Annotated in this window: 22 protein-coding genes; 12 read left to right on the top strand and 10 right to left on the bottom strand. The window is 71.8% G+C overall.

Translation table 11 applies throughout. The features are described 5' to 3' along the window. Positions 1 to 334 precede the first annotated feature (334 nt). Together OG403_RS01100 and OG403_RS01095 are read right to left on the bottom strand one after the other, a co-directional pair. Positions 335 to 1,591 carry an alpha/beta hydrolase family protein gene (locus OG403_RS01100; protein WP_329560597.1) on the bottom strand — a complete coding sequence of 419 codons (1,257 nt, stop codon included), beginning with the start codon at positions 1,589 to 1,591 and terminating at the stop codon, positions 335 to 337. 249 nt (positions 1,592 to 1,840) lie between these two features. Further along, positions 1,841 to 2,602 (bottom strand): CDP-alcohol phosphatidyltransferase family protein, encoded by a 762-nt coding sequence (locus tag OG403_RS01095; RefSeq protein ID WP_329560595.1) that lies wholly within the window; start codon positions 2,600 to 2,602, stop codon positions 1,841 to 1,843. Between the two features lie 646 nt (positions 2,603 to 3,248). Here OG403_RS01095 and OG403_RS01085 point away from each other — a divergent pair. The 4 genes from OG403_RS01085 to OG403_RS01070 all read left to right on the top strand — a co-directional run bounded on the left by OG403_RS01085 (position 3,249) and on the right by OG403_RS01070 (position 6,351). Then, positions 3,249 to 3,752: a SigE family RNA polymerase sigma factor gene (locus OG403_RS01085; protein WP_329560593.1), complete on the top strand. Its 504-nt coding sequence runs from the start codon at positions 3,249 to 3,251 to the stop codon at positions 3,750 to 3,752. 5 nt (positions 3,753 to 3,757) lie between these two features. After that, positions 3,758 to 4,573 carry a hypothetical protein gene (locus tag OG403_RS01080; protein WP_329560591.1) on the top strand — a complete coding sequence of 272 codons (816 nt, stop codon included), beginning with the start codon at positions 3,758 to 3,760 and terminating at the stop codon, positions 4,571 to 4,573. A 25-nt stretch (positions 4,574 to 4,598) separates the two neighbouring features. Then, positions 4,599 to 5,507 (top strand): NTF2-like N-terminal transpeptidase domain-containing protein, encoded by a 909-nt coding sequence (locus OG403_RS01075; RefSeq protein ID WP_329560590.1) that lies wholly within the window; start codon positions 4,599 to 4,601, stop codon positions 5,505 to 5,507. A gap of 202 nt (positions 5,508 to 5,709) precedes the next feature. Continuing rightward, entirely contained in the window at positions 5,710 to 6,351 is a 642-nt protein-coding gene (locus OG403_RS01070) for a cysteine hydrolase (protein ID WP_329560588.1), read from the top strand. Here OG403_RS01070 and OG403_RS01065 read toward each other — a convergent pair. After that, positions 6,273 to 7,301 (bottom strand): cytochrome P450, encoded by a 1,029-nt coding sequence (locus OG403_RS01065; RefSeq protein WP_329560587.1) that lies wholly within the window; start codon positions 7,299 to 7,301, stop codon positions 6,273 to 6,275. The genes OG403_RS01070 and OG403_RS01065 overlap by 79 nt on opposite strands. A 142-nt stretch (positions 7,302 to 7,443) precedes the next feature. Continuing rightward, a complete protein-coding gene (locus tag OG403_RS01060; RefSeq protein ID WP_329560586.1) occupies positions 7,444 to 7,827 on the bottom strand; it encodes a hypothetical protein in 384 nt (127 codons plus the stop codon). 311 nt (positions 7,828 to 8,138) lie between these two features. Between OG403_RS01060 and OG403_RS01055 the strand changes: the two genes are divergently transcribed. After that, complete coding sequence (locus tag OG403_RS01055) at positions 8,139 to 8,351, top strand: SAM-dependent methyltransferase (RefSeq protein ID WP_329560584.1); 213 nt, start codon at positions 8,139 to 8,141, stop codon at positions 8,349 to 8,351. 314 nt (positions 8,352 to 8,665) lie between these two features. Here OG403_RS01055 and OG403_RS01050 read toward each other — a convergent pair whose 3' ends face one another. Further along, the gene (locus OG403_RS01050; RefSeq protein WP_329560582.1) at positions 8,666 to 9,502 is read right to left on the bottom strand and encodes a phosphatase PAP2 family protein; all 837 of its coding nucleotides are present in this window, start codon (positions 9,500 to 9,502) and stop codon (positions 8,666 to 8,668) included. Positions 9,503 to 9,702: 200 nt separating this feature from the next. Further along, complete coding sequence (locus OG403_RS01045) at positions 9,703 to 10,776, bottom strand: helix-turn-helix domain-containing protein (protein ID WP_442910845.1); 1,074 nt, start codon at positions 10,774 to 10,776, stop codon at positions 9,703 to 9,705. A 309-nt stretch (positions 10,777 to 11,085) separates the two neighbouring features. On the opposite strand from OG403_RS01045, the gene OG403_RS01040 reads away from it, so the two are divergent. After that, positions 11,086 to 12,828 carry a pyruvate dehydrogenase gene (locus OG403_RS01040; protein ID WP_329560578.1) on the top strand — a complete coding sequence of 581 codons (1,743 nt, stop codon included), beginning with the start codon at positions 11,086 to 11,088 and terminating at the stop codon, positions 12,826 to 12,828. A gap of 72 nt (positions 12,829 to 12,900) precedes the next feature. Here OG403_RS01040 and OG403_RS01035 read toward each other — a convergent pair whose 3' ends face one another. Then, positions 12,901 to 13,671 carry a pirin family protein gene (locus tag OG403_RS01035; RefSeq protein ID WP_329560577.1) on the bottom strand — a complete coding sequence of 257 codons (771 nt, stop codon included), beginning with the start codon at positions 13,669 to 13,671 and terminating at the stop codon, positions 12,901 to 12,903. Between the two features lie 138 nt (positions 13,672 to 13,809). Further along, on the bottom strand, positions 13,810 to 14,790 hold the full coding sequence (locus OG403_RS01030) for a helix-turn-helix domain-containing protein (RefSeq protein ID WP_329560576.1): 981 nt from the start codon (positions 14,788 to 14,790) through the stop codon (positions 13,810 to 13,812). 226 nt (positions 14,791 to 15,016) lie between these two features. Here OG403_RS01030 and OG403_RS01025 point away from each other — a divergent pair, with 226 nt between their 5' ends. From OG403_RS01025 to OG403_RS01015, 3 genes are all read left to right on the top strand, one after another. Further along, entirely contained in the window at positions 15,017 to 17,806 is a 2,790-nt protein-coding gene (locus OG403_RS01025; RefSeq protein ID WP_329572039.1) for a LuxR family transcriptional regulator, read from the top strand. A 194-nt stretch (positions 17,807 to 18,000) separates the two neighbouring features. Further along, positions 18,001 to 18,972 carry an alpha/beta hydrolase gene (locus OG403_RS01020; protein ID WP_329560575.1) on the top strand — a complete coding sequence of 324 codons (972 nt, stop codon included), beginning with the start codon at positions 18,001 to 18,003 and terminating at the stop codon, positions 18,970 to 18,972. 45 nt (positions 18,973 to 19,017) lie between these two features. Next, positions 19,018 to 19,140, top strand: a complete 123-nt coding sequence (locus OG403_RS01015; protein WP_329560574.1) for a hypothetical protein — start codon at positions 19,018 to 19,020, stop codon at positions 19,138 to 19,140. A gap of 78 nt (positions 19,141 to 19,218) precedes the next feature. Here the strand turns inward: OG403_RS01015 and OG403_RS01010 are convergent, their stop codons facing one another. Both OG403_RS01010 and OG403_RS01005 read right to left on the bottom strand, forming a co-directional pair. Then, positions 19,219 to 20,184 (bottom strand): alpha/beta fold hydrolase, encoded by a 966-nt coding sequence (locus tag OG403_RS01010; protein ID WP_329560573.1) that lies wholly within the window; start codon positions 20,182 to 20,184, stop codon positions 19,219 to 19,221. 39 nt (positions 20,185 to 20,223) lie between these two features. Continuing rightward, entirely contained in the window at positions 20,224 to 21,105 is an 882-nt protein-coding gene (locus tag OG403_RS01005; protein WP_329560572.1) for an SDR family oxidoreductase, read from the bottom strand. An 84-nt stretch (positions 21,106 to 21,189) separates the two neighbouring features. Between OG403_RS01005 and OG403_RS01000 the strand changes: the two genes are divergently transcribed. The 3 genes from OG403_RS01000 to OG403_RS00990 all read left to right on the top strand — a co-directional run bounded on the left by OG403_RS01000 (position 21,190) and on the right by OG403_RS00990 (position 24,031). After that, the gene (locus OG403_RS01000; protein ID WP_329560571.1) at positions 21,190 to 21,771 is read left to right on the top strand and encodes a TetR/AcrR family transcriptional regulator; all 582 of its coding nucleotides are present in this window, start codon (positions 21,190 to 21,192) and stop codon (positions 21,769 to 21,771) included. A gap of 885 nt (positions 21,772 to 22,656) precedes the next feature. Beyond that, positions 22,657 to 23,586, top strand: a complete 930-nt coding sequence (locus tag OG403_RS00995; protein WP_329560570.1) for a hypothetical protein — start codon at positions 22,657 to 22,659, stop codon at positions 23,584 to 23,586. A gap of 55 nt (positions 23,587 to 23,641) precedes the next feature. Beyond that, positions 23,642 to 24,031, top strand: coding sequence for a hypothetical protein (locus OG403_RS00990; protein WP_329560569.1), 390 nt, complete (start codon positions 23,642 to 23,644; stop codon positions 24,029 to 24,031). The last annotated feature ends 354 nt before the right edge of the window (positions 24,032 to 24,385 follow it).

Below are 24,385 nucleotides of genomic sequence, written 5' to 3'. Positions count from 1 at the left end.
TTCGGTTTGTTTTCGTGGTGGGTTGCAGCGGTTTGTCGTGATGCCTCGGGCGTGCTGCCCGGTCAGGGGTGGTCGGCCGGTGCGGGGGCATCGTGGTGCGGTTTCCTGAATGCCGGTGCGTGTCCGGCTTGGAGCGGATGACCGCTTTAGGTGTCAGGGGATGTTCTGAGTAGATGAGACCGATTCGACTCCTGGCTCAGGGCAATCGGCACCGCCGCTCCTGCTGGCGCGGGCCGCGATGGCGGGAGAGGCGGTGCGGAAGCCGAGGGTGGCACTGAGCCCCGGCGCTGAGGCGGTGGTCCGTCGACGGACCGCGGCGCCGCCGGCTAGGAGCTCACGGGAGGAACGTCACCGCCGGGAAGGCCGGGGAAGGGCCGTCGAGCAGGTGCCCCCGACGGTGGCCACGCAGGTGCTCGTCGAAGAACGCGGGCGGGTACGCCTGCTGGATCTTCACCGCCTGGTCGGGATCGAGGGTGCCGATCGTGTCCTGGAGCTGCTGCCCGCTCCAGCCGAACAGCTTGGCCACCTGCGGGAACAGCGCCTCGTCGTCGCCGTACGACACGTGGACGGCGCCCTGGGCCTGGATGTTCAGCCGCCAGCCCCGCAGGAGCGACCAGAACTGGGCGGCGGCCGGATCCTGGGCCCGGGTGAACACGGCGGTCATCATCATGAACGGCCGATCCAGCTCTCCGGTCAGCGGCGGGTTCATCTGCATCGGGCCGTCGAGGCTCAGTCCGGCCCGGATGCGCTCGTCCTCGAGCGTCGCGCAGGCGGCGGCGGACCCGCCCTTCGACCAGCCGAACGCGCCCATGCGGTGGGGGTCGAGGCCGCCGAGCAGCCCGGCCGGCAGCTCCCGGCGGTCGACGTCCGGATTGCACCCGGCGGCGAGCTGCTCGACGCAGTCGAGGAGGAAGCGGAGGTCTGCGGCGAAGTCCCTCGGTGCGGTGGGCGCCTTCGGGTCGCCGCTCGGGACGTCGATCCGGCCGTCGGGGAACTCCGTGTAGGTGTCGTAGGTGTGGGCCACCGTCACGACCGCGTAGCCGTGGCTGGCGAGCTCCTGGACCATGACCGTGTGGTCGCCCTGGTGGCTGTGCGCGCCGTGCGAGTACACGAGGACGGGCAGCCGCCGGCCCGACCGCCGCACGGGAGCGCCCACGTGACCGGAGGTGACCGGCGCCAGGTCGACCAGGGAGCTGAACCCCGCGTCGGCGAGGAACGCCTTCAGCACGCCGGCCGGCATCCACGGCGCCACCGGGTACCGCTCGACGTCCCGGGCGGGGTACCAGACGGTGGCCATCAGCTCGCGGAAGTGCCCGGGGCCCGCGATGGCGTCCGGGCGCGACCGGTCGACGAGGTGCAGCTGGACCGTGCCCACCGGGTGCGGTCCGGTGGGCACGGGCAGCGTGAGCCGCGTCGGGGCGGGGGCGGGCGCGCCCGGAGCGGCCGGAGCGGCCGGCGCGCCCGGGTCCGCCCACGCGGGGCCGGCGGCGACGACGGCGGCAAGCGGCACGGCGGCCCCGGCGGCCAGCGCGGCTCCCAGCATGCGGCGGCGCGGCATGCCCTGCCAGCCGGTGAACGGCGTGGTGGTCACGGTTCCTCCTCGTTGACGGATCGTCAATCGTGCCGCGACGGACAGTCCGTGGGCACAGGGGAACGCTGTCAGGTGCTCCGCCGACCCGGCATCAGCCCACCGATTGATCACTCGCGCGGGCATCGGCCCACGGATGTACATCCCGGGGCCGATCACGGGAGCGATCCGCGGGCTCCGGCTCGACGGCCCTATCCGAGAACGCTGGTCGGCGACTCCTGCGGTCGCTGCCTCAGTCGTTCATCCCGGTCGTCACTTCAGCCGTGACGAGGCGACGATCGAGACGATGTGCGCCGGCACGAGGACCCACACGATCGCCGTGACGGCGGTGACCGCGACCTTGGTGGCGGTCAGGTGGCCGAGTGTCATGTCGACCACTGCCGCGACGAGCAGCAGCAGCGTGCACTCGATTCCGTTGCTCAGCCGGTGAATGCCCACGGCGGAGGCCAGGCGGCGGAGGCGGGCGAGGCCGGAGGAACGTGGCACGACCGACTGGTCGGTGGCCTTCGCCAGCCCGCTGTCCGACCGCGCCACGTGGACCAGGTCGGAGGAGGCCTTCAGCAGCAGGACGCCGATGGCCGCGGCCAGACCGGCCACCAGGTAGGGCGACAGCCCGAGCGAGGAGGCCCGGCACCCCATGCCGATCATGACGGCGGCGTCCGCGAGATACGCGCCGAGGCGGTCCAGGTAGACCCCGAGCGGGCTGAACTGAAGGCGCCAGCGGGCGACTTCCCCGTCCACGCAGTCGAGGAGCAGATAGAGCTGCATGAACAGGACGCAGAGCAGGGCCCCGGCCAGTCCGGGAATCAGCAGCGCGGCCCCGGAGAGCACGCCCGCGACCACCATGACACCGGTGATCTGGTTGGGCGACCAGCGGGTGTTGAGCAGCAGACGGGTCACCCGCAGCGAGACGGAGCGCATGTAGAGGCGCCCGGCCCAGTGCTCCGCCCTGCTGTCGAGCTTGCCGGGCGGGTGGACCACACCGCGCAGTTCTTCGAGTTGAACCCTGGTCATGCTGTCTCCGTGGCTGGCTGGGGAAGCGTCCACGCGGCCGCTGCGGCCGTGTGTGTGACACACGCAAGCGCACGGAGCGGTGTCAGCGCAAACGGAGCGGGCCAGTCGCCAGTGCCGCGCCAGACGAGGGTCCGTGAGGAAGAACGGTGTAACTCCGATCAAGGAAGTGGCACCTGAGCAGCCGAGGGTCGCTGCTGGCGCCTCACGGTCGACGGCGACGGCGCACGCGCCACCCGCATCCCCGCGCCCGCCGCCACGACCGGCGAGGGATCGGAAGCCGACGCCTCCATCCACGGCACGGCCAGTGAGTTGGTCCTCTTCTGCTACGACCGTATCCCGGCCGACTCACTGCACGTTGACGGAGACGCCGGGCTGATCGACCTGCTCCGCGCCTGGGAGCCGGAGGAGTAGGACGTGGCAGGGGTGGTCGGCCGCGCCTCGAGCCGGTAGGACACGACTCTTCGCCAGGCCCGTCATCGACAGCCGCAACCGCCGACCGGCTCGCTGCCCGTACCCAGCGAGCCGGCGGTTCTGCATGCCCCGCGTTCGCGCCCTGGCGGCGGCTGCTCAGCCGCCCCATCCTGTAACACACCCGGGGGGTTCGGGCGTATCAGGAGTGACATCGTTTCAGGGGGAGGGCAACCCGGTGGGGGAAGTACCCGCGGACTTCATGGAGTTCGCACACGCACGCAGCGGGCACCTCTTCCGCACCGCCTGCCTGCTCACCGGTGACTGGCATCTGGCCGAGGACCTGGTCCAGGAGACGCTGGCCAAGATGTACCGGTCCTGGCGCCGGATCGACCAGAACGGATCGCCGGCCGCCTTCGCCCAGACCGTGCTGTTCCGTACCTTCGTCTCCTACCGTCGCAGGCGCAGCGCCAGTGAGCAGCCGGTCGAAGCGGTGCCGGAGATGGCGGAGCGGGCGGGTGAGCCGGAGTTGCGGATCGCGTTGCTGCAGGGGTTGGCCCGGCTGGCGGCCAAGGACCGGGCGGTACTGGTGCTGCGCTACTGGGAGGACCACTCGGTGGAGGAGACGGCCCGGGTGCTGCGGGTGTCGCCGGGCGCGGTGCGGGTGCGCAGCCTGCGGGCGTTGGAGAAGCTGCGGGCCGTGCTCGGCGAGGAGCTCCAGGACTTGGTGAGGTCGTGGTGAGGCATGTGACGGACGATCAGGACCAGCTGCCCGCATGGCGTGAACGCACCGAGCGGGCGTTGCCGGGTGCGTTGGAGCAGGTCGTCGGGCTCTTCCCGGCGCACAGCCCGGATCTGGTGCGGCGGGCGGCGGTGCGCGGACGGCGCCTGCGGTGGGTGCGGCGGGCGCGGGTCGGGGGAGCGGCCGCGCTGCTGGTCATCGGCGGGAGCCTGCTGGCGGCCCGGGGGGTGGCCGGGGGCGGGGACGTCGTGGTCCGGCCGGCCCCGGCGGCTGACGCGGTGCCTTCGCCCTCGTCGTCGGGCTCACCGACACCTTCGCCCTCGTCCTCGCCTTCGCCTTCGCTCTCGTCGAGCCTGCCGGCGGGCTACGTGTCGGCCCAGGACCAGCTCGCCGCGCTGCTGCCCAAGCGCGGGACGGTGACCGAGGCGCAGGGCGCCGGTGGCATCGCCGCCGACCGGCGGCTGGCGCCGCACCCTGGCCAGACCGAGATCGGCGCCTTGTTGCACTACACCGACAGCCAGGGCACGGCCGGCGTGCTGCTGATGGTTCAGGACACGACTCCGGAAGCCATCAACCTCACCTGCGCGGGCTATCCCGCCGAGGTCTGCCAGAAGCTTCGGGACGGCACCGTCGTGCGGGTCGAGCGGGACGGGCCGGACGGCAAGGGGCAGTTGCGCTGGTCGGCTGCGGTGTTTCACCCGGACGGCCGTGACGTGACCGTGGTCGAGGTGATCGATGCCACCGCCGACGGGGGGCACCCGCTGGCGCTCAGCCCTGATGAGGTGCGGGCGGCGGCGGTGAGTCCGCAATGGGACAAGTGACCTATGAGCAGGGGGAGAAGAGGGAATGGATGCCGAGGACGAGCAGCCGGGCGGATGGCCGTGGTGGCGGCAGTCGGCCGAGCACGAGGAGCCGGACGTCGACCCGGACGTCGACCCGGACGTCGACCAGGAGGTAGGCCAGGACGGGTTGTTCGGCGCTGAGCTGGACGAGGAAGCCGGGGACGAGCTCGGCGCCCGGCGTCCGGGGGCACGTCGGGTGGTACTGATCGCCAGCGGAGTGCTCTTCGCCGGGCTGCTCGCCGTCGGCGGCTTCGCGGCCGACAACCTCGTCTCCGCGGTGCTGGGCGGGTCCTCCGATCCCTCGCACGACGCGGTGTCGACCTCGCCACCGGACGCGGCCCAGGCCTCGGCCACCGCCCAGGCGTTCCTGGCTGCCTGGGCCGGCGGCGACCTGTCGGCGGCGGGCGCGTTGACCGACCAGCCGGACGCGGCGACCGCCCAACTGGCCGAGTTCAAACAGAAGCTGGCGTACACCTCGCTGGCGCTGGCAGCCGGCGGCCAGGCCGTCGACGCGAAGGCCACCGCCGGTGACGCGACGGTCGGGTTCAAGGTCACCGTCAGCTTCGCGGCCGCGAGCGGGAACCCGTGGACGTACCAGAGCGGGCTGGGCGTGCGGCAGGCGGGCGGCGGGAAGGCGCTGGTGCACTGGGACCCCAGCGTCATCAATCCGCTGCTGACCGCGAGCGACTCGATCGAGCTGCGCGCGGCCGCCGCGCAGCCGGCGGCGCCGGTCGACCGCAAGGGGCGGTCGCTGGACGGCTTCCCCTCGCTCGTTCCGCTGCTCGCCGCGCTCCGGCCGCCGGGTGCCGGCGGCGGCCCTGCCGACCCGGCGAGCGCCAACGGGCAGGCGAGCGCGAACGGCCAGGCGGTGGTGGTCACTGACGGCAGTGGGGGCAACGTCCAGCAGCTGTAAGGCGTTCCTGGCCCAGGTCGCGCCCGGCGGGGCAGGCGGTGGCCGCCGTACTGGCGGTGGGCAACGGGTAGGCCCGAGGTGACCGGAAGCCCACGCCGGCCGCATTTCCAACCAGAGGGTTGGAAATGCGGCCCGCTCGCGATAGCGTCCAACTAGTCAGTTGGAAATACCCTCGCACCCCAGGAGCCCGACCATGACGGCCATGTCCGCACGCCCGAACGCCGCACTCGTCCTGATCGAGTTCCAGCGCGAGTGGCTCGACCCTGAGCACGGTCGCCTCCACCACCTGGTCGAGGACCGCGACCTGCTCGATACGGCTGTGCGCGGCGCGGCCACCGCGCTGGCCGCCGCCCGCGCGCACGGCGTTCCGGTCGTGCACGTGCCGTTCGTCCTGACCCCCGGCGCACCGGAGCTGGCGGGCTGGACCCCGGCGCGGCTCGGCCTGCGCGCCGCGATCCCCAAGGCCGGCACCTGGATCGAGGGCGGCACCGGCGTCGCGTTCGCCGAGGCGTTCCAGCCCGCCTCGGGCGAACCGATCGTGCGCGGCCGCACCGGCGCCAGCGCGTTCGCCGGCTCCTCCGACTTCGACCTGATCCTGCGTCGACTCGGTGTCACCGACCTGTACCTGGCGGGCTTCGCCACCCACGTGTGCGTGGAGTCCACCCTGCGCGAGGCCCACGACCGCGGCTACACCGGCCATGTGATCCATGACGCCTGCGCGGCCTTCACCCGCGCCCAGCAGGACCACGTCCGCGAGCACGTGATTCACCACTTCGGCGACGAGACCGCCGCCGCCGACTTCGCCGCCTCCCTCGACGCCGCAGGTGTGCCGGCGATGTCCTGAGTCGCCGCGCGGAAGGCGATCGGCACCGCGTTCAGCGCCCGGGCCATGAAGGTCCGCCGGTACCGGACCTGGCCGCGGTCGACGGCCAGGCGCAGGTCGCCGAGCCGGGCCAGCAGCAACGGCAGCGCGATCCTCGCCTCGAGACGCGGGATCGCGGCCCCCGGGCAGGTGTGCGGACCGCTGCCGAAGGCGACGTGCTTGAGGTTCGGCCGGAACAGGTCGAAGCGGTTCGGGTCCGCGAAGACCCGCGGGTCGCGGTTGGCGGCGCCGAGCAGCGGAAGCACCGGATCGCCGGCCGGGATGCGCCGGCCGCCGATCACCACGTCCTCGCGCGGGAAGCGCCACAGGGTGGAGGTGGTGGGGCTCTCGAAGCGGAGCATCTCCTCCACCGCGGGGCCGGTCAGCCCGGGGTCCGCGCGCAGGGCGGCGAGTTGGCCGGGGTGCTCGATCAGCGCGAGTATGCCGTTGGACAGCAGGTTCTTGGTGGTCTCGTAGGCGCCGGTCATCAGCTCGAAGACCATCGCCAGCACCTCCGAGCCGCCGAGTCCGCCGTCCTCGTCGGAGAGTTGGATCAGCGCGGAGATCAGGTCGTCGCCCAGCTGCGCGCGCTTCTCGGCGATCAGGGCGGCGATGTACTCGATCATGGCCGTCACCCCGACCGGGATGTCCGCCACGTCCGCGGGGTCCACCGAGACCATCAGGTCGAGCCAGCGCTGGAAGGCGCCCTGGTCGGCGAAGGGCACGCCGAGGAAGGTCGTCATCACGTTGAGCGGCAGCGGGGTGGTGAACCCGGAGATCAGCTCCGCCTCGCCACCGGCCGCCATCGCGTCCAGCAGCCGGTTGGCGTTGTCCGCGATCAGCGCGCTCAGCTCCTCGACCCGGCGGCGGGTGAAGGCCTTGGCGACCAGCCTGCGGCGCCTGGTGTGGCGCTCCCCGTCCGAGAAGGACATGCTGCCCAGGGTCAGTTCGCTGGGATCGGCCAGCGGCAGTCCCGCCGCCGCGGTCCGCGGGTTGGCTCGGGCGGCAGGTCGCTCATGTCGACCCCGGCGCCGTACTCGGTCAGCAGCTCGATGAACTCGCAGCCGAAGCTGTTCAGCCCATGGCGGCGAAGACCTCGCGCGCCCCCTCGACGCTGGCGCCCAGCTCCGCGCGGTCCGAGACGAAGCTGTCGACCACCGTGACGAACTGGTAGAAGTCCGCGATGTCGCGGGCCCGGCGCCGGTCGGCCCGGGGAACGGTCAGCGGGCCGTAGAGCCCGTTGCGCTGGCGCAGGAAGTGCAGCAGCTCCGCCTCGCCCGCAAAGCAGTCACCCAGCCGGGCGCGGATCCAGCCGTTGGAGGCGAACTCGATCTCGGCGGCGTGCGGATGATAGGCGTACGGGAGCAGCCCGGGCAGCTCGGAAGGGAAGAACTCCCGCACTGCGCCTGGTACTTCGGGTGCCGTCGGGGCGGTGAGCAGGTCAGCGGCGCTGGTCATCTTTGCCTCCGGTTCGACTCCCGGCGACGCTAACGGCGGCTGCTCGAAGTCGACTACATCAGGAAGCGCCGCCGAGGGGCCTTGCCAACGCACTTTCGCCTGTGCGGAGTTGGATGCCCCGCAGCAGCCGACCGGGGCTGTCGTTCCGCTGGAGGGGAGGTCCGACTTGGTAGGTGTACGCACAACAGCGAACCACCCGAGGCGATGTGACGGCCGATCAATCCTGGCGATCACGCCCCTCTGTCAAGCGGCGTTGACGACCCCGCGCTATGCTCAGGTCATCGTACGAATGTCGACGGGTTGGGAACGACGTGCCGGAAGGGGTGCGCGCGACGGCGAAGGCCTACGACCGATCGTCGGTGAAGACCGCCGCGCGAAGCGGCAAGGAGATCGCCGCGTTCTTCGACGGCCTGCGGCCGGTCGACCCCGGCCTGGTGATGCTGTCGCGGTGGCGGCCGGACGCGCAGGTCCTCGCCGGGGACGACCGGATCGGGATGTACGGCGGAGTGGCGCTCAAGCCCTGAGCACTGGCCGGTGCCGCCGCGGCGGTCAGCCAGGCTCGGGGACCCTCAGGTCAGGGATGAGTCTCTGACGGGTGCATCCGGCATCCCGCCGCACTGCCGTTGGCTTCTCTGCGGTGCCGGCCTCCGCTGGCACGGCTGCGGTACGCCCGCGCCGGCCCTTGTTGGGGACCGTGCGCGGAAGCCGTACCACCGAGCTGCGCACGCCCTGCGAGGCGAGTTCGAGCGCGCGGGTCACCGACCCGGCGGGCGGTCACGAAACCGCCCACGCTGCGGGCACCTTCTGTTGGCTCGACCTCGCCTCACCTCAGCTCACCTCAGCCGCTGAATACCCGAGGCTGATCCTCGGCCGTACGGTCCGAGGGGAAGTCCACGGTCTTGGCGACGTCGTCCTCCGCCGCGCCCTGCTGTGGCGTCCGGACAGGTCTCGCTGGCGGCGCCGCGCCGTACACGGGCCGTCCTTGCAGGATGCGCTGGACCAGGAAGGCGGCACCCAGGGTGACCAGGCCGCCGACCGCGTCCAGGACGTAGTGGTTGGCCGTCGAGATGATGACCGTGAAGGTCGCCACCGGGTACAGGATGCCCAGGATCTTCACCCACCTGCGTCTGGCCAGGTGGGCGATCGCCAGGGCGCACCAGACCGCCCAGCCGATGTGGAGGGACGGCATCGCGGCGAACTCGTTCGTCATCGAGCCGGACAGGCCCGCCACTCCGCTGCAGGTCTGCTCGCCCCAGGTGTGGTGGACGCAGAACGTGTCGATGAACCGGGTCGGGTCGAGCAAGCGCGGCGGGGCGACGGCATAGAGGTAGAAGCCGATCAGGGCCACGCCGTTCATCGCGAACATCACGGTGCGGATCGCGCGGTAGCGGTCAGGGAACTTGATGTAGACCCAGATGAAGACCGCTATCGTCACGATGAAGTGGAGCGTCGCGTAGTAGTAGTTCATGCCCACGATCAGCCAGTCGATCCTGGCGATCGTGTGGTTGAGCCAGTGCTCGATGTCGATGTGGAGCGCGTGCTCCAGACTCAGGATGTCCCGGCCCCGGTGGTACGGGGCCTCGCCGCCGGTTCTCGCCGCGTTCTGCGTCACCCGGTAGCAGTAGTAGCTGATACCGATGAGCGCGATCTCGATCCACATGGTGGGGCGGTTCACCGGTCGCAGCCGGGCCGGCAGGATCGGGCCGATCCTCCGGAATCCGCGTTTCGCGCTCGTCCCCGCGTCGGTCGCTACGCCGTTCGTCCCGCTCTCGGTGCCAGTGCCGCTTCTTGTGGACCCGGATTGTTGGTCGAGCGGTTGTATTGTCTTCATGATCTCCTCCCCATGACCGGCCAGTCTGCCAGCCACCGTGGCCGTCACTCGCACGGGGCCTCGCGGGCAGGTGGTAGAGGCGGTATCGCCATGGGCTCCACCGCGCACGGTTGCGGGCCGGCGGGCGCCGCGGGGCTCGGCGCGCTGTCAGTCCCTTCGGCGGTACGGGACGCGCGCCACTCGCGCGGGGACACCCCGTAGGCGGCGCGGAAGGCCCGGCTGAAGTGCGCCGGGTTGACGAACCCCCACCGCTGGGCGACCGCCGACACGGTCGGCGCAGTGCGGCTGCGCCGGGCCAACTCCTGGGCGCAGGCAGCCAGTCGGCACTGCTGGATGAGCCGGCCCACCGTGACCCCTTCGCCTTCGAAGAGCCGGTGCAGGTATCGCACCGAGATGTGGTGGGCCTGCGCGATGATCTCCGGTGACAGCTCCGGGTCGCCCAGGTGGCGGTTGATGTGGTCCCGCACCCGCTGCACGAGACCGCCGTTCGAGGTCGTCCGGGGGTCGGTGGCCGTCGGCCCGGTGAGCTGGGCGACGAGCATGATGAGCAGATCGGCGACACTGCCGGCCAGCCGATCGCCGACGGCGGCGGGGTAGGAGTGCGCGGAGGCCGCCAGTGTGCCGAGGAAGGGCAGCAGGACGGCCCCGAACCCCTCGGTGGAGGTGACGGCCGTCCCCGCCGCCTGCCGGATGTCGCACTCCGGCACCCCCAGCAGCCTGCGCGGTACCTGGAACACATGGGAGCGGAAGCGCTCCGGGTAGTCGAACGAGTACGGTCGCGCGGTGTCGTACAGCACGAGGCCGCCCGCCGCCACCTCGGCCCGACGCCCGTCCTGCCGCAACACGGCGCGGCCGGACACCTGTACTCCCACCCCCACCTGCGGCTCGGCTCGCGGGGACCGTGCGATCAGGCCGGCCGTGCGGGACACCCGCGTCGCGTCCGCCTCCATCGTGGACACCCGCAGGTATCCGAGCCGGTGCGACACCAGGCGGCCCTCGAACGGCCGGTCGGCCGGTGGCACCACCTCCACCGGCACCAGTGTCCGGGACACCGCTTCTCCCCAGAACGCCGCCTTCCTCCCGTCCGGGACGGAAGCGGTCGTCACCAGCAAGCTCACCTGACTGCCCCTTTCGGCCGATGCTCTGCGCAGCCAGCCTGGTCCGCCGGCCGGCAGCTGGTCCAGGCCATTCGGCTGCCGGTGCGCGCAGCGGGGACGGTCGTGCGCTCTCGGAGCAGGCGCAGTGCACGGGCGGGACAGGAAGTGGCGGCAAGGACGCGGACGGGCCCTCTCGGCGATCGATGATCCCGTCCATCCCCGGCAGGCGCCGTGCGCTGGCGGACAGTTCCCGGTGCGCGTCGGGACCAGGGCGAGGGCCGAGCCGAACTACCGTGGGTGCTTTGAGTTGCCATCCGGAAGGAGCGTGACGTGGCCAAGCAGACCGTGGCCGAGCAGTACGTCGACCTGATCGCCCGCGCCGGCGTGCGGCGGATGTACGGCGTGGTGGGTGACAGCCTCAATCCGGTCGTGGACGCGGTGCGCCGGCACGACGGGGTGGAGTGGATCCAGGTCCGGCACGAGGAGGTCGCCGCCTTCGCGGCCGGCGCCGAGGCGCAGCTGACGGGTCGTCTGGCCGCCTGCGCGGGCTCCTGCGGCCCCGGGAACCTGCACCTGATCAACGGCCTGTACGACGCGCACCGCTCGATGGCGCCGGTACTCGCCCTGGCGGCGCAGATCCCCAGCAGCGAGATCGGCACCGGCTACTTCCAGGAGACCCACCCGGACCGGCTCTTCGCGGAGTGCAGCCACTACTCGGAGCTGATCGCCGACCCCGCGCAGATGCCGCGCGTGGTCCAGACGGCGATCCAGCACGCCGTCGGCCGGCGCGGCGTGTCGGTGGTAGCCCTGCCCGGGGACATCGCGGGCAGGCACGCGCCCGAGGGATCGGCCCAGTTGGCCGTTCCGCTGGACCGCCCGGCCGTGCGTCCCGGGGACGCGGAGCTGGCGCGACTGGTCGAACTCGTCGACGCCGCAGAGCGGGTGACCCTGTTCTGCGGGCGCGGCGTCGCGGGCGCGCATGCCGAGGTGATGGCCTTCGCGGAGCGGGTCAACGCTCCGGTGGGCCACGCCCTGCGCGGCAAGGAGCACATCCAGTACGACAACCCCTACGACGTGGGGATGTCCGGGCTGCTCGGCTACGGCGCCGCCTATGAGGCGATGCACGAGTGCGACCTGCTGATCCTGCTCGGCACCGACTTCCCCTACACCGACTTCCTGCCCCGGAACGTGCGCACCGTGCAGGTGGACAACCAGCCCGAGCGGCTCGGCCGGCGCACCCGGCTGGACCTGGCGGTGTGGGGGGACGTGCGGGAGACCCTGGCCTGCCTGACGCCCCAGGTCCGGGCGAAGGCCTCCCGGCGCTTCCTGGACTCCATGCTGCGGCGCCATGCCCGGGCCCTGGACGGGGCGGTCAGCGCCTACACCCGCAATGTCGACACACACACGCCCGTCCACCCCGAGTACGTGGCCTCGGTGCTGGACGAGGAGGCGGCCGAGGACGCGGTGTTCACCGTCGACACCGGAATGTGCTGCGTGTGGGCGGCCCGCTATCTGACGCCCAACGGAAGGCGCCGGGTGCTCGGCTCCTTCGTCCACGGCTCGATGGCCAACGCACTGCCGCAGGCGATCGGCGCGCAGTTCCTGGACCGCGGCCGTCAGGTGGTCTCGATGTCCGGCGACGGCGGGTTCTCGATGCTGATGGGTGACTTCCTGACCCTGGTGCAGTACGAACTGCCGGTCAAGGTCGTGGTGTTCAACAACTCCTCGCTCGGCATGGTCGACCTGGAGATGATGGTCGACGGCCTGCCGCCGCACGGGACCTCCTATCCGCACACCGACTACGCGGCGATCGCCAGGGCAGCGGGCGCGCGGGGGATCCGGGTGGAGCAGCCGGGAGAGGTGCGCGAGGCGCTGCGCGAGGCCCTGCGGCACCCCGGCCCGGCTCTGGTCGACGTGGTCACCGACCCCAACGCCCTGTCCATCCCGCCCAGGATCACGCCCGAGCAGGTGACCGGCTTCGCCCTCTCCGCCGGCCGCACCGTCCTGAACGGCGGCGTCGGCCGGATGGTGCAGCTGGCCCGTGCCAACCTGCGCAACATTCCCGGAATCTGACGATGCATCACACCTCGGCGGCGCGCGGTGGATCTCCTCCACCGCGCGCCGCGCCTTGCGCTGTCCGGGCGGTCAGTGGGCGAGGGTGGCGTGCATCTCCCACACCAGGATCTCCGCCGGCTCGACCGCGGTGACCCGCTGCCCGCCGACCGCGGTGAAGCGCACGGCGTCGCCGGCGGCCAGCGGGCCGACACCCTCCAGGGTGACGCTGCCCCGGGGGATGAACAGGTGCACGAAGGGGGCGTCGGGCAGCTCGACGCGCTGGCCGGGCCGCAGGCGGGCCACGTGCAGCGCCGCGTGGCGGTTCCTGATCCGGATCGCGGACGCGCCGTCGTGCCTGTCCATCCCCGAGGCGACCGGGATCAGGGCGCCGGACAGCAGCTCGTTGTCGATTTCGAGCTGTTCGTAGCCCGGCGTGATGCCGCCCTCGTCGGGGACGACCCACATCTGGACGAAGTGGACGGGGTCGGTGTGGGCGTCGGTACCGCGCAGGCGCCAGGAGTCGTTCTTCTCCGAGTGCAGGATGCCGGATCCGGCGCTCATCCGCTGGGCGAGTCCGGGGTAGATCACGCCGGAGTGACCGGTGGAGTCCTGGTGGACCAGCGAGCCCTGCAGCACCCAGGTGACGATCTCCATGTCGCGGTGCGGATGGGTCTCGAAGCCGCTGCCCGGCTTGACGAGGTCGTCGTTGTTGACGAGCAGCAGTCCGTGGTGGGTGTTGGCCGGGTCGTAGTGTCCGCCGAAGGAGAAGGAGTGCTTGGAGTCCAGCCAGTCGATCTTCGTGGCGGAACGCTCGCCGGCACGGCGGACGTCGATCCGCGGCTGGGTCGCGGTGGTGTTCACCTGGTGCTCCCTTCGGGGGTCCGGGGGCTCTCGCGAGGCCCCGGTGGCGCCTTCGTGGCGCCCTGCACCACAGAACATAGTTCACTGTTCAACTATTCCGAAGTTCGCCGATGCCCGGGCCGACCAGGGCGCACACCGTCACCGAGCCGGAGTGCGCGGATGATCGCCGCTCCCTGCCCGGGCGCGCCATTCGCGGGGCGTGACGCCGTAGGCGGCGCGGAAGACGCGGCTGAAGTGGGTCGGGCTGACGAATCCCCAGCGCCGGGCCACGGATGACACGGTCGGCGCGGCGAAGGCGCGCCGGGACAGATCGTGCGCGCACATCTCCAGTCGGCGGCGCTGGATCCAGCGGGCCACCGTGGTCTCCTCGCCCTGGAAGAGCTTGTGGAGGTAGCGGACCGAGACGTGGTGTGCGGTGGCGATCCGCTCGGGTGAGAGCGACGGGTCGCCAAGGTGGCACATCGCGTAGTCCTTGATCCGCGCGAGCATGGCCGGAGCCGTCTGCGGTGCCGCCGGGTCCAGGGTGCCGCTGCGCTCCTGGATGAGCAGGGCGAGCAGATCGACGGCGGTGTCGGCGAGCCGGCTGCCCGTGCGGGGGTCGAGCTTCGCCGCCCCGGAGGCCAGTTTCCGCAGGTACGTGGTGACCAGCTCGACGGATCCGGACGCGGACTCGAACGGCGCGGCGGTGGCCGCTCTGAGCTCCTGGTCCCGCACGTGCAGGGCGTGCCGCGGCAGCCGGAACGCGGTGAACCCGAAGGTGGTCGGGAACTCCTTGCTGAACGGGCGGCTGGAGTCGCAGAGTGCCAACTCGCCCGGGCCGCAGATGATCTCCCGACCATCCTGGGAGATCCTCGCCTGGCCCTGGTGTTGCAGCGTGAGCGCGACCCAGCCCTCGCCGCCGGCCTCGATCGTGCGGCGGCTGCGGGTGACCACCTGCGGCCCGGCTGCCACGCCGGAGATCTGCACGAGTCCCAGGTGGTCACTGCTGAGGACTCCGGAGGAGGGCTCCCGTTCGAGGAGTCTGAGCTCCAGCGGGATGAACGCCTGTTCGATGGCCTCGTGCCAGAACTCGGCACGCTCCGCGGGGGACAGCGGTTCGGTGGATACGGCGGTTGGCACAGGGGCTCCCCTCGTCGTCGGTGCTCGAACGCCCCGCGAGGCCGCTGGCGGAGGACCTCCGGAGCGGGAACGGCGTACGGCCGGTGAGCGTCGGGCCTGGAGTCACCACCGCTGACCTGGCACTATCTTGCAGGCGGCCCGCGCGGCGGCGCTTCTGTCAGATGACCGGTCTCGGCGGCGGAACACCTCGAGCAGCGGCGAACAAGGACCAACAGCAGGGGTGGAGATGGAGAGCGTCCGCGAGTCGGGGCCGGTCCCGGAGATCGTCGGCAGGGGGCGGGAACTGGCGCGGATCGCGGGGGTGCTCGACGCGGTGGACAGCCGTGGCGGGGTCGGCGTCCAGGTGCTCGTGCTGACCGCCGAACCGGGCGCGGGAAAGAGCACGCTGGTCGACTGGGCCGCCGCCCGAGCGGCGAGCCGGGGCTTCCAGGTGCTGCGGGCTCGTGCCGGCGAGGGTGAGGAGGGGTTCGGATTCGCCGGGTTGCACCAGCTCCTGCGGCCGCTGCTGGGGGAGGCCGATCGGTTGCCCGCCCCGCAACGCGAAGCGCTGCTGGCCGCCTTCGGCCGGCCGGCGGCGACCGGCGACCGGCCGCTCGACCCGCTGCTGATCCGCTACGCCGCCCTGAGCCTGCTGTCCGACGCGGCCACCGACCGGCGGCTGCTCCTGCTCGTCGACGACGTCCAGTGGCTGGACCAGGGCAGCGCGGAGGTCCTCGCCTTCGTCGCCCGCCGGCTGGACGGTGAGGCGATAGCCGTCCTGCTGGCCGCGCGGGAGGAGGGCCTTCCCAGCCAGTTCGACCGGGAGTTCGCCGTCCTGGCCGTCACACCGCTGGACCGCGCGGCCGCAGGCCTGCTGCTCGACCGCCAGCCGCAGCCGCCGCGCGGCCGGGCCCGGCTGCGGATCTTCGAGCAGGCGGGCGGCAATCCGCTGGCACTGATCGAGCTGGCCCGAGCGGTCGCCCTGGAGCCCGGGGGAGCGCAGGGGGCGGACGCCGCCGAATCGCTTCCGCTCACCGCCCGCCTGGAACGCATCTTCGCGGCAGATCTCGTCGGCCTTCCGCAGCGGACCCGCCAGGTGCTGCTGCTGGCGGCCGCGGCCGGCACCGCGCAGTTCTCCGAGGTGCTGCGGGCCACCCCCGACGCGGGGGACCCGCAGGTGTGGCTGCCCGCCGAACAGGCGGGCCTGGCGCGGCTGTCGGCCGGTCAGGTCCGGCTGCGCCACCCGCTGGTGCGCTCCGCCGTCTACCAGGCCGCCTCCTTCGAGGAGCGGCGGGCCGCCCACCAGGCGCTCGCCGCCGCCCTGCCGGACCACCCGGACCGCCGCGCCTGGCACCTCGCCGCCGCCACGCTCGGACCGGACGAGGAGGTGGCCCGGACGCTGGCCGAGAGTGCGGACCGGGCGCGCGGCCGGGGCGGCTACGCGGCCGCGGCGGCCACCCTCGAACGCGCGGCGGCGCTGACCCCCGACCGGGACGAGCGGGCGAGGCGTCTGCTGCGAGCCGCCACCATGGCGATGTACGGCGGCTGCCCCCAGTGGGTGGGCGAGCTGGCGGTCAAGGTCTGCGCCATCGCGGACGACCCGGAACTGCTCGCCCAGGCGTCCATGCGGGCCGGCTGGTCCCTGGCGGTGACCACCCGGCACGAGGAGTCGCTGGGATTCCTGGTGCCCGTCGCGCAGTCCATGGCCGAGCAGGCACCAGGACTCGCCATGGACGCCCTGGGCACGGCGGCCACCCCGGCGTACAACTCCGGGTCCCCCTTCTACCGCGCGGAGCTGCGCCGTATCGCGGACCTGGTGCCGGAACAGCCCGACGAGGTGGACCGGGTCTGGCTGCGGGCCTGCACCGAGCCGTTCGCGGACCGTGCGTGGGCGCTGCGGGCCCTGTCCCGGTCACTGGCCGAAGCGCCCGAGGACTCGCTCTCCCACCTGGCCCAACTCGGCGCCGCCGCCTGGGTCCTCGACGAGACCGAGCTGGCCGTGCGGCTCCTCGGCCAGGCGATGGACCACCTGCGCCGCACGCCCACCGCCGGCGGCAACGCAGTCGTCGCGCAGGCGCTCGCGCTGGCGCTCTTCGAGAGCGGCGCGTGGTCCGCGGCCCGCTCCACCGCGCAGGAGGCGTACCGGATGGCCGTCGAGGTCGGGGCGGACAACTCCGCGGTGGGATCGCCGATCCTGCAGGGCACGCTGCTGGCGTTGCACGGGGACGCGGCCGGGGCGCGCCGGCTCATCGAGACGGCCGTCGCAGGGGTAGACCTGTCCTGTTCGCCGAGCCTGCACGTACGCGCCTGCCACGCGCTCGCCCTGGCGGCCCTCGCCGAGGCGGACCACAACACGGCGTACCAGCACCTGCGAGGGCTCTTCTCCCGTGACTTCCACCCCGCCCCCGTGCACTACCACGCGTCGTACTACTACCTCGCCGACCTCGCCGCGGCAGCCGTGCGCGCCGGCCAGGCGCAGGACGCCCGCGCTGTCCTGGAGGCCGCCGTCGGCACGCTCGGCGAGCACCGCTCCGCCCGCCTGGACGTGGTGGTGCACCGGGCCCGCGCGCTGCTGACGGAGCTGGACGAGGCGGAGCAGCACTTCCGGGCCGCCCTCGCCGACCCGGCCGGGGACCAGTGGCCCTTCGAACGGGCGCTGGTGCGGCTGGAGTTCGGGGAGTGGCTGCGCCGCCACCGCCGGGTCACCGAGGCACGCGCCGAACTGGGCGCCGCCCTCGGTGTCTTCGAGCGGCTCGACGCCCGTCCCTGGACCGAGCGGGCCGCGTCGGAGCTGCGGGCCGCCGGTGTGCCGACCGCCCGCACGGAATCCGTCAGCCGCACGGCCGACCTGACTCCGCAGCAACTGGAGATCGCCCGCGCGGCCGCCGCCGGTCTGACCAACCGGGAGATCGGCGCCAAGCTGCTGCTCTCCCCGCGCACCGTCGGCTTCCACCTGCACAAGATATTTCCCAAGCTCGGCATCACCACCCGGGCCCAACTGCGCGACGCGCTGGGTGATGTGCGGGCCGTGGACTGACCGCGGGCCCGCGCGGTGACCGCTGCCCGCGCGTCGAGTGCGCGCAGGGATCAGAGGCCGGGCGCCGGCGGGCAACGCGGCCCGGTCGAGCGGTCATACGGTGGCGATCGCGCCTCGGGGTTCCGGGGCCGGCCGGGCAACGTCGCGGCCGGCCCCGGCGAGGCGGACCACCCCGCACCATGGAGGAGACGGAAATGACGCACGACCTCGAGCCGGTCCAGCCCGTCCTGGAGACGGCGGCCGCGGCGTTCGCACAGGCCACGGCGGAGCCCCCGTACCTGTTCGAACTCGCGCCCGCGCAGGGCCGCAAGGCTGTGGACGAGGTCCAGTCGGGCCCGGTCGAGCTGCCGGCGATCGACGAGGAGTGGATCACCGTGACGGGCGGCCCTACCGGCAGCGTCCGGGCCCGGATCGTGCGGCCCGCCGGTGCCACCGGGACCGTGCCGGTGATCCTCTACCTCCACGGCGCCGGCTGGGTCTTCGGCAACGCCCACACCCACGACCGGCTGGTCCGCGAGCTGGCGGTCGGCACGGGGGCGGCCGTGGTGTTCCCCGAGTACGACCTGTCGCCCGAGGCCCGCTACCCGGTCGCCATCGAGCAGAACTACGCGGTCGCGCGGTGGATCGTGCGGGAGGGCGCGGGCAAGGGTCTGGACAGTGCGCGCCTCGCCGTCGCGGGTGACTCGGTCGGCGGGAACATGAGCGCCGCGCTGACGCTGATGGCCAAGGAGCGCGGCGACGTGTCGCTCCGTCACCAGGTGCTCTTCTACCCGGTGACCGACGCGTCCTTCGACACCCCGTCCTACCACCAGTTCGCCGAAGGCTACTTCCTGCGCCGCGACGGCATGCAGTGGTTCTGGGACCAGTACACGACCGACCCCGCCCAGCGCGCCGAGATCACCGCCTCCCCGCTGCGCGCCACCACCGAGCAGCTGACCGGCCTGCCCGCCGCGCTGGTGATCACCGGTGAGGCCGACGTGCTGCGCGACGAGGGCGAGGCCTACGCCAACAAGCTCCGCCAGGCCGGCGTCCCCGTCACCGCCGTCCGCTACCAGGGCGTCATCCACGACTTCGTGATGCTCAACGCCTTGCGCGAGACCTACGCCGCGCAGGCCGCCATCACCCTGGCGATCCAGACCCTGCGCGACGCGCTGCACGCCGCCTGAGAACATCGTCCGCTTCGCACCGACCCGAGGAGCCCACCTGCCAACGTGGCGGCCCCGGCCGACCACATGACCCCGGTCGAGGTCCACTCCTCGCACCAGGTGATGCCGGTCCATCCCGAGAAGGTGGCCGAGCCGATCGGCGAAGCCGTACGCGCCACGACCGGCTGACCGGGCCGCCACCCGTACCCGCGCCACGCTGCCGTCGGTGGCGGGGGACCGCTGACGCGCTGTTCTGCCGTGTTGATGTCAGGTGTCGAGTGTGCGGCTCCACTCACGCAGAGTCCGGCTGTAGAGCTGTGGATCGCTGCCGTGCATGACGTGGCCGGCCTTCGGGAACGTCCGGTAGTCGAACCGCTGGCCGGCGCCGGTGATCAGCTCGCGTGCGTGCCGCAGCTGCAGGTCCGAGATGGCGCCTTGGAGTCGGCCTGACTCCTCGTCGACGTGGTGGAAGTGGTGGGTGAAGAGCACCGGGACCTTCACGGCCGCGAGCATCCGGGCGTGGTCGACCGAGGCGCTGGCCGAGCCGCTGGCGAAGGCGCGGGCCCACTCGGGGTCGTACTCCTTGAACGTCTGGGGTGGTTCGTCCCCGCCCAGGAAGTCGCCCATCGCCGCCAGGCCTCGTGCGAGTGCCGGCGGCAGGTCGGTGGCCATGGCTCGTTTCAGGCCCGGCCAGTCGCCGACCGACCACTGATCGCCGAGGTACTTGTGCATCAGCTCGAACCAGGGGCCGATGACCTGGTTCATGCCCTGGCCGTAGGCGGGCTGGATCTCCGAGGAGAACAGCGGTGCGTCCTCGTAGTACGCGCCGCGCAGCACGCCGGGCGGCGCGTAGGCGGAGAGCCATGCGGCGATGACGCCGCCGGAGGACAGGCCGCAGGCGATGACCGGGCGTGCGATGCGTCCGGAGACGAACCGGACCAGGTCGTTGCCCATGTTGTCGAGGGTGTAGCGGCCGGGGGTGCGGGTGGAACGGCCCTGGCCGCGCAGGTCGACGGCGAAGACCTCGAAGTCGTCCTCGAGCAGCTTCATCGCCGCCTCGTAGCCCCACCAGGACTCGCCCTGCGCGGGGATGAGCAGCAGGGCGGGGTTGTCGGGCGATCCGGTCGTGGCGTAGTTGAGGCTGACCTCGCCGGTGTCGAAGGCGTGCTCGGGGTAGTCGTGAGCGACGTAGGTCGCCTCGGGGTTGTGCGGTCCGTAGGTTCCGTAGGTCATGGGAACTCGTTCCTCTCGTCAGGGCCGTCCGGGCGCGTCTCAGGGTTCGATGTTCTCCAGGTCGGCGAGCAGGCTCGGGTGGGTCGGCTGCCAGCCGAGGGCGGCGCGGGTGCGGGCGCTGGACGCGGGCTGGTCGGCCGCGAAGATCGGGCCGAGGGGACCGAAGTTCTCCTGCGGTACCGACTCGACGGGCAGGCCGAGCCGTCGGCCGATGACCGCGGCGATGTCGTGGACCGCGTCGCCCTCGTCGGCGACGGCGTGCCAGGAGCTTCCGGCCGGAGCCTGCTCCAGGGCGAGCCGGAACAGCACGGCGGCGTCCCGCGCGTGGACGGCCGGCCAGCGCTGCGCGCCGTCCGAGGGGTAGCCGGCGACGCCGGTACGGCGGGCGATGTCGGTGAGCAGCCCGGCGAACCCGCCCCGGCCCTCGTTGTGGACCGTGCGCGGGAGCCGTACCGCCGAGCTGCGCACGCCCTGCGAGGCGAGTCCGAGCGCGCGGGTCACCGACCGGCTGCGGCCGGCGACCGGCCCCTCGGTCGGCAGGGCGTCGTCCTCGGTGGATGCGCGCCCCGGCAGGTAGGGCGTGCCGGCCACGGTGACGAGCGGGCGGTCCGTGCCGACGAGGGTGTCGCCGAGCGTGGCGAGCGCGGCGGCCTCCTCGGCGACGCCCTGGGCCAGGGCCTCGGGCGAGCTGAAGTCGTTGCTGAAGGCGAGGTGGATGACGCCGTCGGCCCGCTGCGCGCCGGCTCGCAGCACGGCGAGGTCGGCGAGTGCGCCGCTGAGCACCTCGGCGCCGGCGGCCTTGGCGTGCGCCGCGGAGGCGTCGGAGCGGGCGAGGGCGGTGACCGAGTGTCCCGCGGAGAGCAGTTCGGCGACGACGGCCGAGCCGATGAGGCCGGTTCCGCCGGTGATGAAGACGCGCATGACGAGCTCCAAGCAGTGATGCGACTGGTGTCCCATCACCGTACCGCATGATGCGACACATGTCCCGTCGTCTAGGATGGCCACATGCCTAGATGGAAGCCGGATGCGCGTCAGCGTCTGGTCGTGGCGGCGCTCGGGCTGTTCGCCGAGCAGGGCTACGACGAGACGACGGTCGCGCAGATCGCCGAGCGCGCCGAACTGACGCGCAGCACGTTCTTTCGCCACTTCGCGGACAAGCGCGAGATCCTCACCGCGGGGCAGCAGGCCCTGAGCCGACTGCTGGCGGAAGGCATCGACGCCGCTCCCGGCGAGGCGACGCCGATGACGGCCGTCGCGGCCGGCCTGGAGCGCGCGTCGGGGGAGATGACGGCGTTCAACCGCTCGCTCGGTCCGCTGCTGCACGCGGCGATCGAGGCGAACGAGGAACTGCGCAGTCGCGAGGCGCTGAAGAGCGCCGGCATGGCCGCGGCGATGGTCGACGCGCTGAAGCGGCGGGGCGTTGCGGAAGCCACGGCCCAGGTGGCCGCCGAACTGGGCGTGCTCGCGTTCAGGCTGGGATACGCACGGTGGGCGGACCCTGCCCGCCACGACAACCCCGGCGAGCTGGCAGCCCTCACGCGAGCGACGTTCGACGAACTCCGCGCGGCGGTCGCAGACCTCAGCTAAGGCTCTGACCACATGGGCTCACGGGTCCGGTCCTGCCCCAGGAACCGGTGGCTATGGGGGGATCTGTTCATGGCCGTCAGCGGCTGGGTCGGGCCGTTGTCGTGGTCTCGGTCGTGGTGGCCGGTCTGGCTGTGCTGTCGGTTGCGCTCCTGGTGCTTCCAGGACTGGTCGTCGACCACGACCTCGCTGGTGCCCGGCTCGCCGCCGCAGACCGGTTGACTGCCGTGAACACGAGCGCACCACGCTGCTTCAAGTGATCGGTGGTGCCGTCGTCCTGTTCGGCGCCTATGCCACCTGGCGGCAGCCGCACGTGAGTCAGGACGGGCTGAACGCCACCCGGGAGGGCCAAGTCACCGACCGCTTCAGCTGGGCCGTGGAACAGCCGGGCAGCGAGAGGCCGGACGGGCGGATCGGAGGCATCTACGCACTGTGGCGGGTCGCCGACCATTCCGTCCGTGACTACGAGGCGGTCTCGCGATCATGGCGGCATACCTGCGGACGCACCTGCCCTGGCCCCCGCAGGAGCCGGCAGTCTCGGCTGCGGACGCACCCATCAACTCGGTGCGCCCGCTGGAGACTCGCGTCGCCGACGCTCAGGTGGCGCTCACCCGCCTCGGAGTCCTCGGCCAGGTCGCCGAGTGGGAGGTCCACAGGCCACTTGCACGCATCAACATCCTCAACGAGGCTGCTGTCGACGCACGGTAATTCGGACATGATTTCGGTCGAGTCCCTCTTTCGGGTTCTGATGACACGTCAAGTACGCGCGGGAATAGACACAATGCCCTCCGTGGACGCACAGTATGGAGGGAGGTTCTCACGCAGTCGGCGATGGGCGCCTGCCCGGTCGTACGCGTCGTTCGCCGACGGTCTGTCAGGTTGGGACGTATGCCTATTACTTTCCCCACCATCCCGGAGGGGCGGACTCGACGCCATGAAGATTTCCTGATCCGGCCTGTGGCCGGCGTGGCCGGTGCCGCCGTGATCGCTGCCGGCCTTCTGACCTCCGGCTGCTCCTCTGATCTCACCGGTAGCGCCGCGGACATGGCCCGGCCGACCATCGCGGCCACGCCTACAGTGCCCGCCACCGGATACGACGGGCTGATGCAGCTGCCGCTTTCCGCCTACGGAACTTCCGAGCAGGATGACGTCCTGCTGTACCAGGCGAACGAGGTGCTGATCACCCATTGTATGAAAAGCCTGGGACACGCGGACTATTCAAGCCGGAACACGACTCGGACCATCACCAAGACGCACGAGGAAAAAGAAGCGATCCACCCGGCCGGCGCCTGGGGCTACATCGGCACCACGACCGCCGAGCGCATCGGATTCCACGTCGCCGTGCCGCTCCCGGCCACCGAAGGCCCGAGCGGCCAGGCGTTGCAGGACTACAACACCTGCTACGACAAGGCGGACAAGCAACTGCCCTCTCTCGCCGGGACCAAGGGCTGGAGACTCACCCACGACCTGTTCAACCGGTCGTTCCGGCAGGCGGCCGAGGACAGCCGGGTCGGCGCCGCGCGGGATCGCTGGTCGGCCTGCATGAGCACAGCGGGGCATCCGACCGACGCTCCCGAGAGACTGGCCAACGGCCCCTGGAAGACGGAGAGTCCGACCGCGACGGAGATCGCGGAAGCCACGGCCGACGAGTCCTGCACGCGGTCAGCGGGACTCGCCGCCGTCTACTTCGCCGTCCTCACCGGATACCAGCAGCAGCTCGTGTCCGCCAACGCCGAAGCCCTGACCGGCTACCAGAGACAGGTCCGGGAGCAGATCGACCAGGTGGCACACCTGCTGGCCCTGTCTCCCTCGCCCTGAACCGAACTCCTCACCATCCACCCCCCTCGGCACGACGAGAACAAGGAGAACTGCCATGAACCGAAGAGTTGCACGAGTGTTCCTGTCCGCCCTGACGGCCCTCGTGACGGCGGCCTCACTCACCTTCGCCACCACGTCGCCGGCTTCCGCGATCGGCCGCGTCACGTGCTCCCCGAATTCGGACTTCGTGGACGCCTACGGGCACGACGCCGGCGCCGACAACAACGACAACCATGACTACTGCTGGGCCAACGCCGGGACGGACGAGTGGGGCGGCGGCCAGTACTTCCTCGGGTGGATGATCCAACTCTCGACCGGCAACAACGTCGTCCAGTGGCACGGCGACGGCAGGTGGCAGCCGGACTCGCCGATCGCTAAGTGGACCGTCTACACCTGGCCGCACTACCCGGACGGGATCGAGGTGGACGGGATCAAGATCTACTGAACGTCCCGACGATGGTCGGGACGGCGGCCCTGTCCGGGTGCCGCCCCGACGATCGGGTGCGGTGCTGGCCACCGTGGCGGGAGGATACCTGCCACCCCGGACAGGCCATCCGAACTGGGCCAGGGTGAGCAGTTCGTGGCTCTCGGCGGAGACCCTCGTGCTGGTACCGGCGTCGGGATCGGCACGAGCGCCATCGGTGTCTGTTCGCGGGGGAAGAGGAGAAGGACGCCCGGTCGATCATTGGTGAACCAGCTGTCGAAGGCGAGGGGTGCGGGTGTCCTGCGTCTCCTTCGCCGAACACGACCAATCCGTCGAGGCCCTCTGCTTCCATGAAGCTGCGAGCCAGGTTCCAGC

Origin of the sequence: Kitasatospora sp. NBC_01266, from assembly GCF_036242395.1 — a bacterium.
In the GTDB taxonomy this organism is placed as follows: Bacteria; Actinomycetota; Actinomycetes; order Streptomycetales; family Streptomycetaceae; genus Kitasatospora.
The sequence above is the reverse complement of the archived record's forward strand: the minus strand, read 5'-3'. Positions and strand labels throughout refer to the sequence as shown.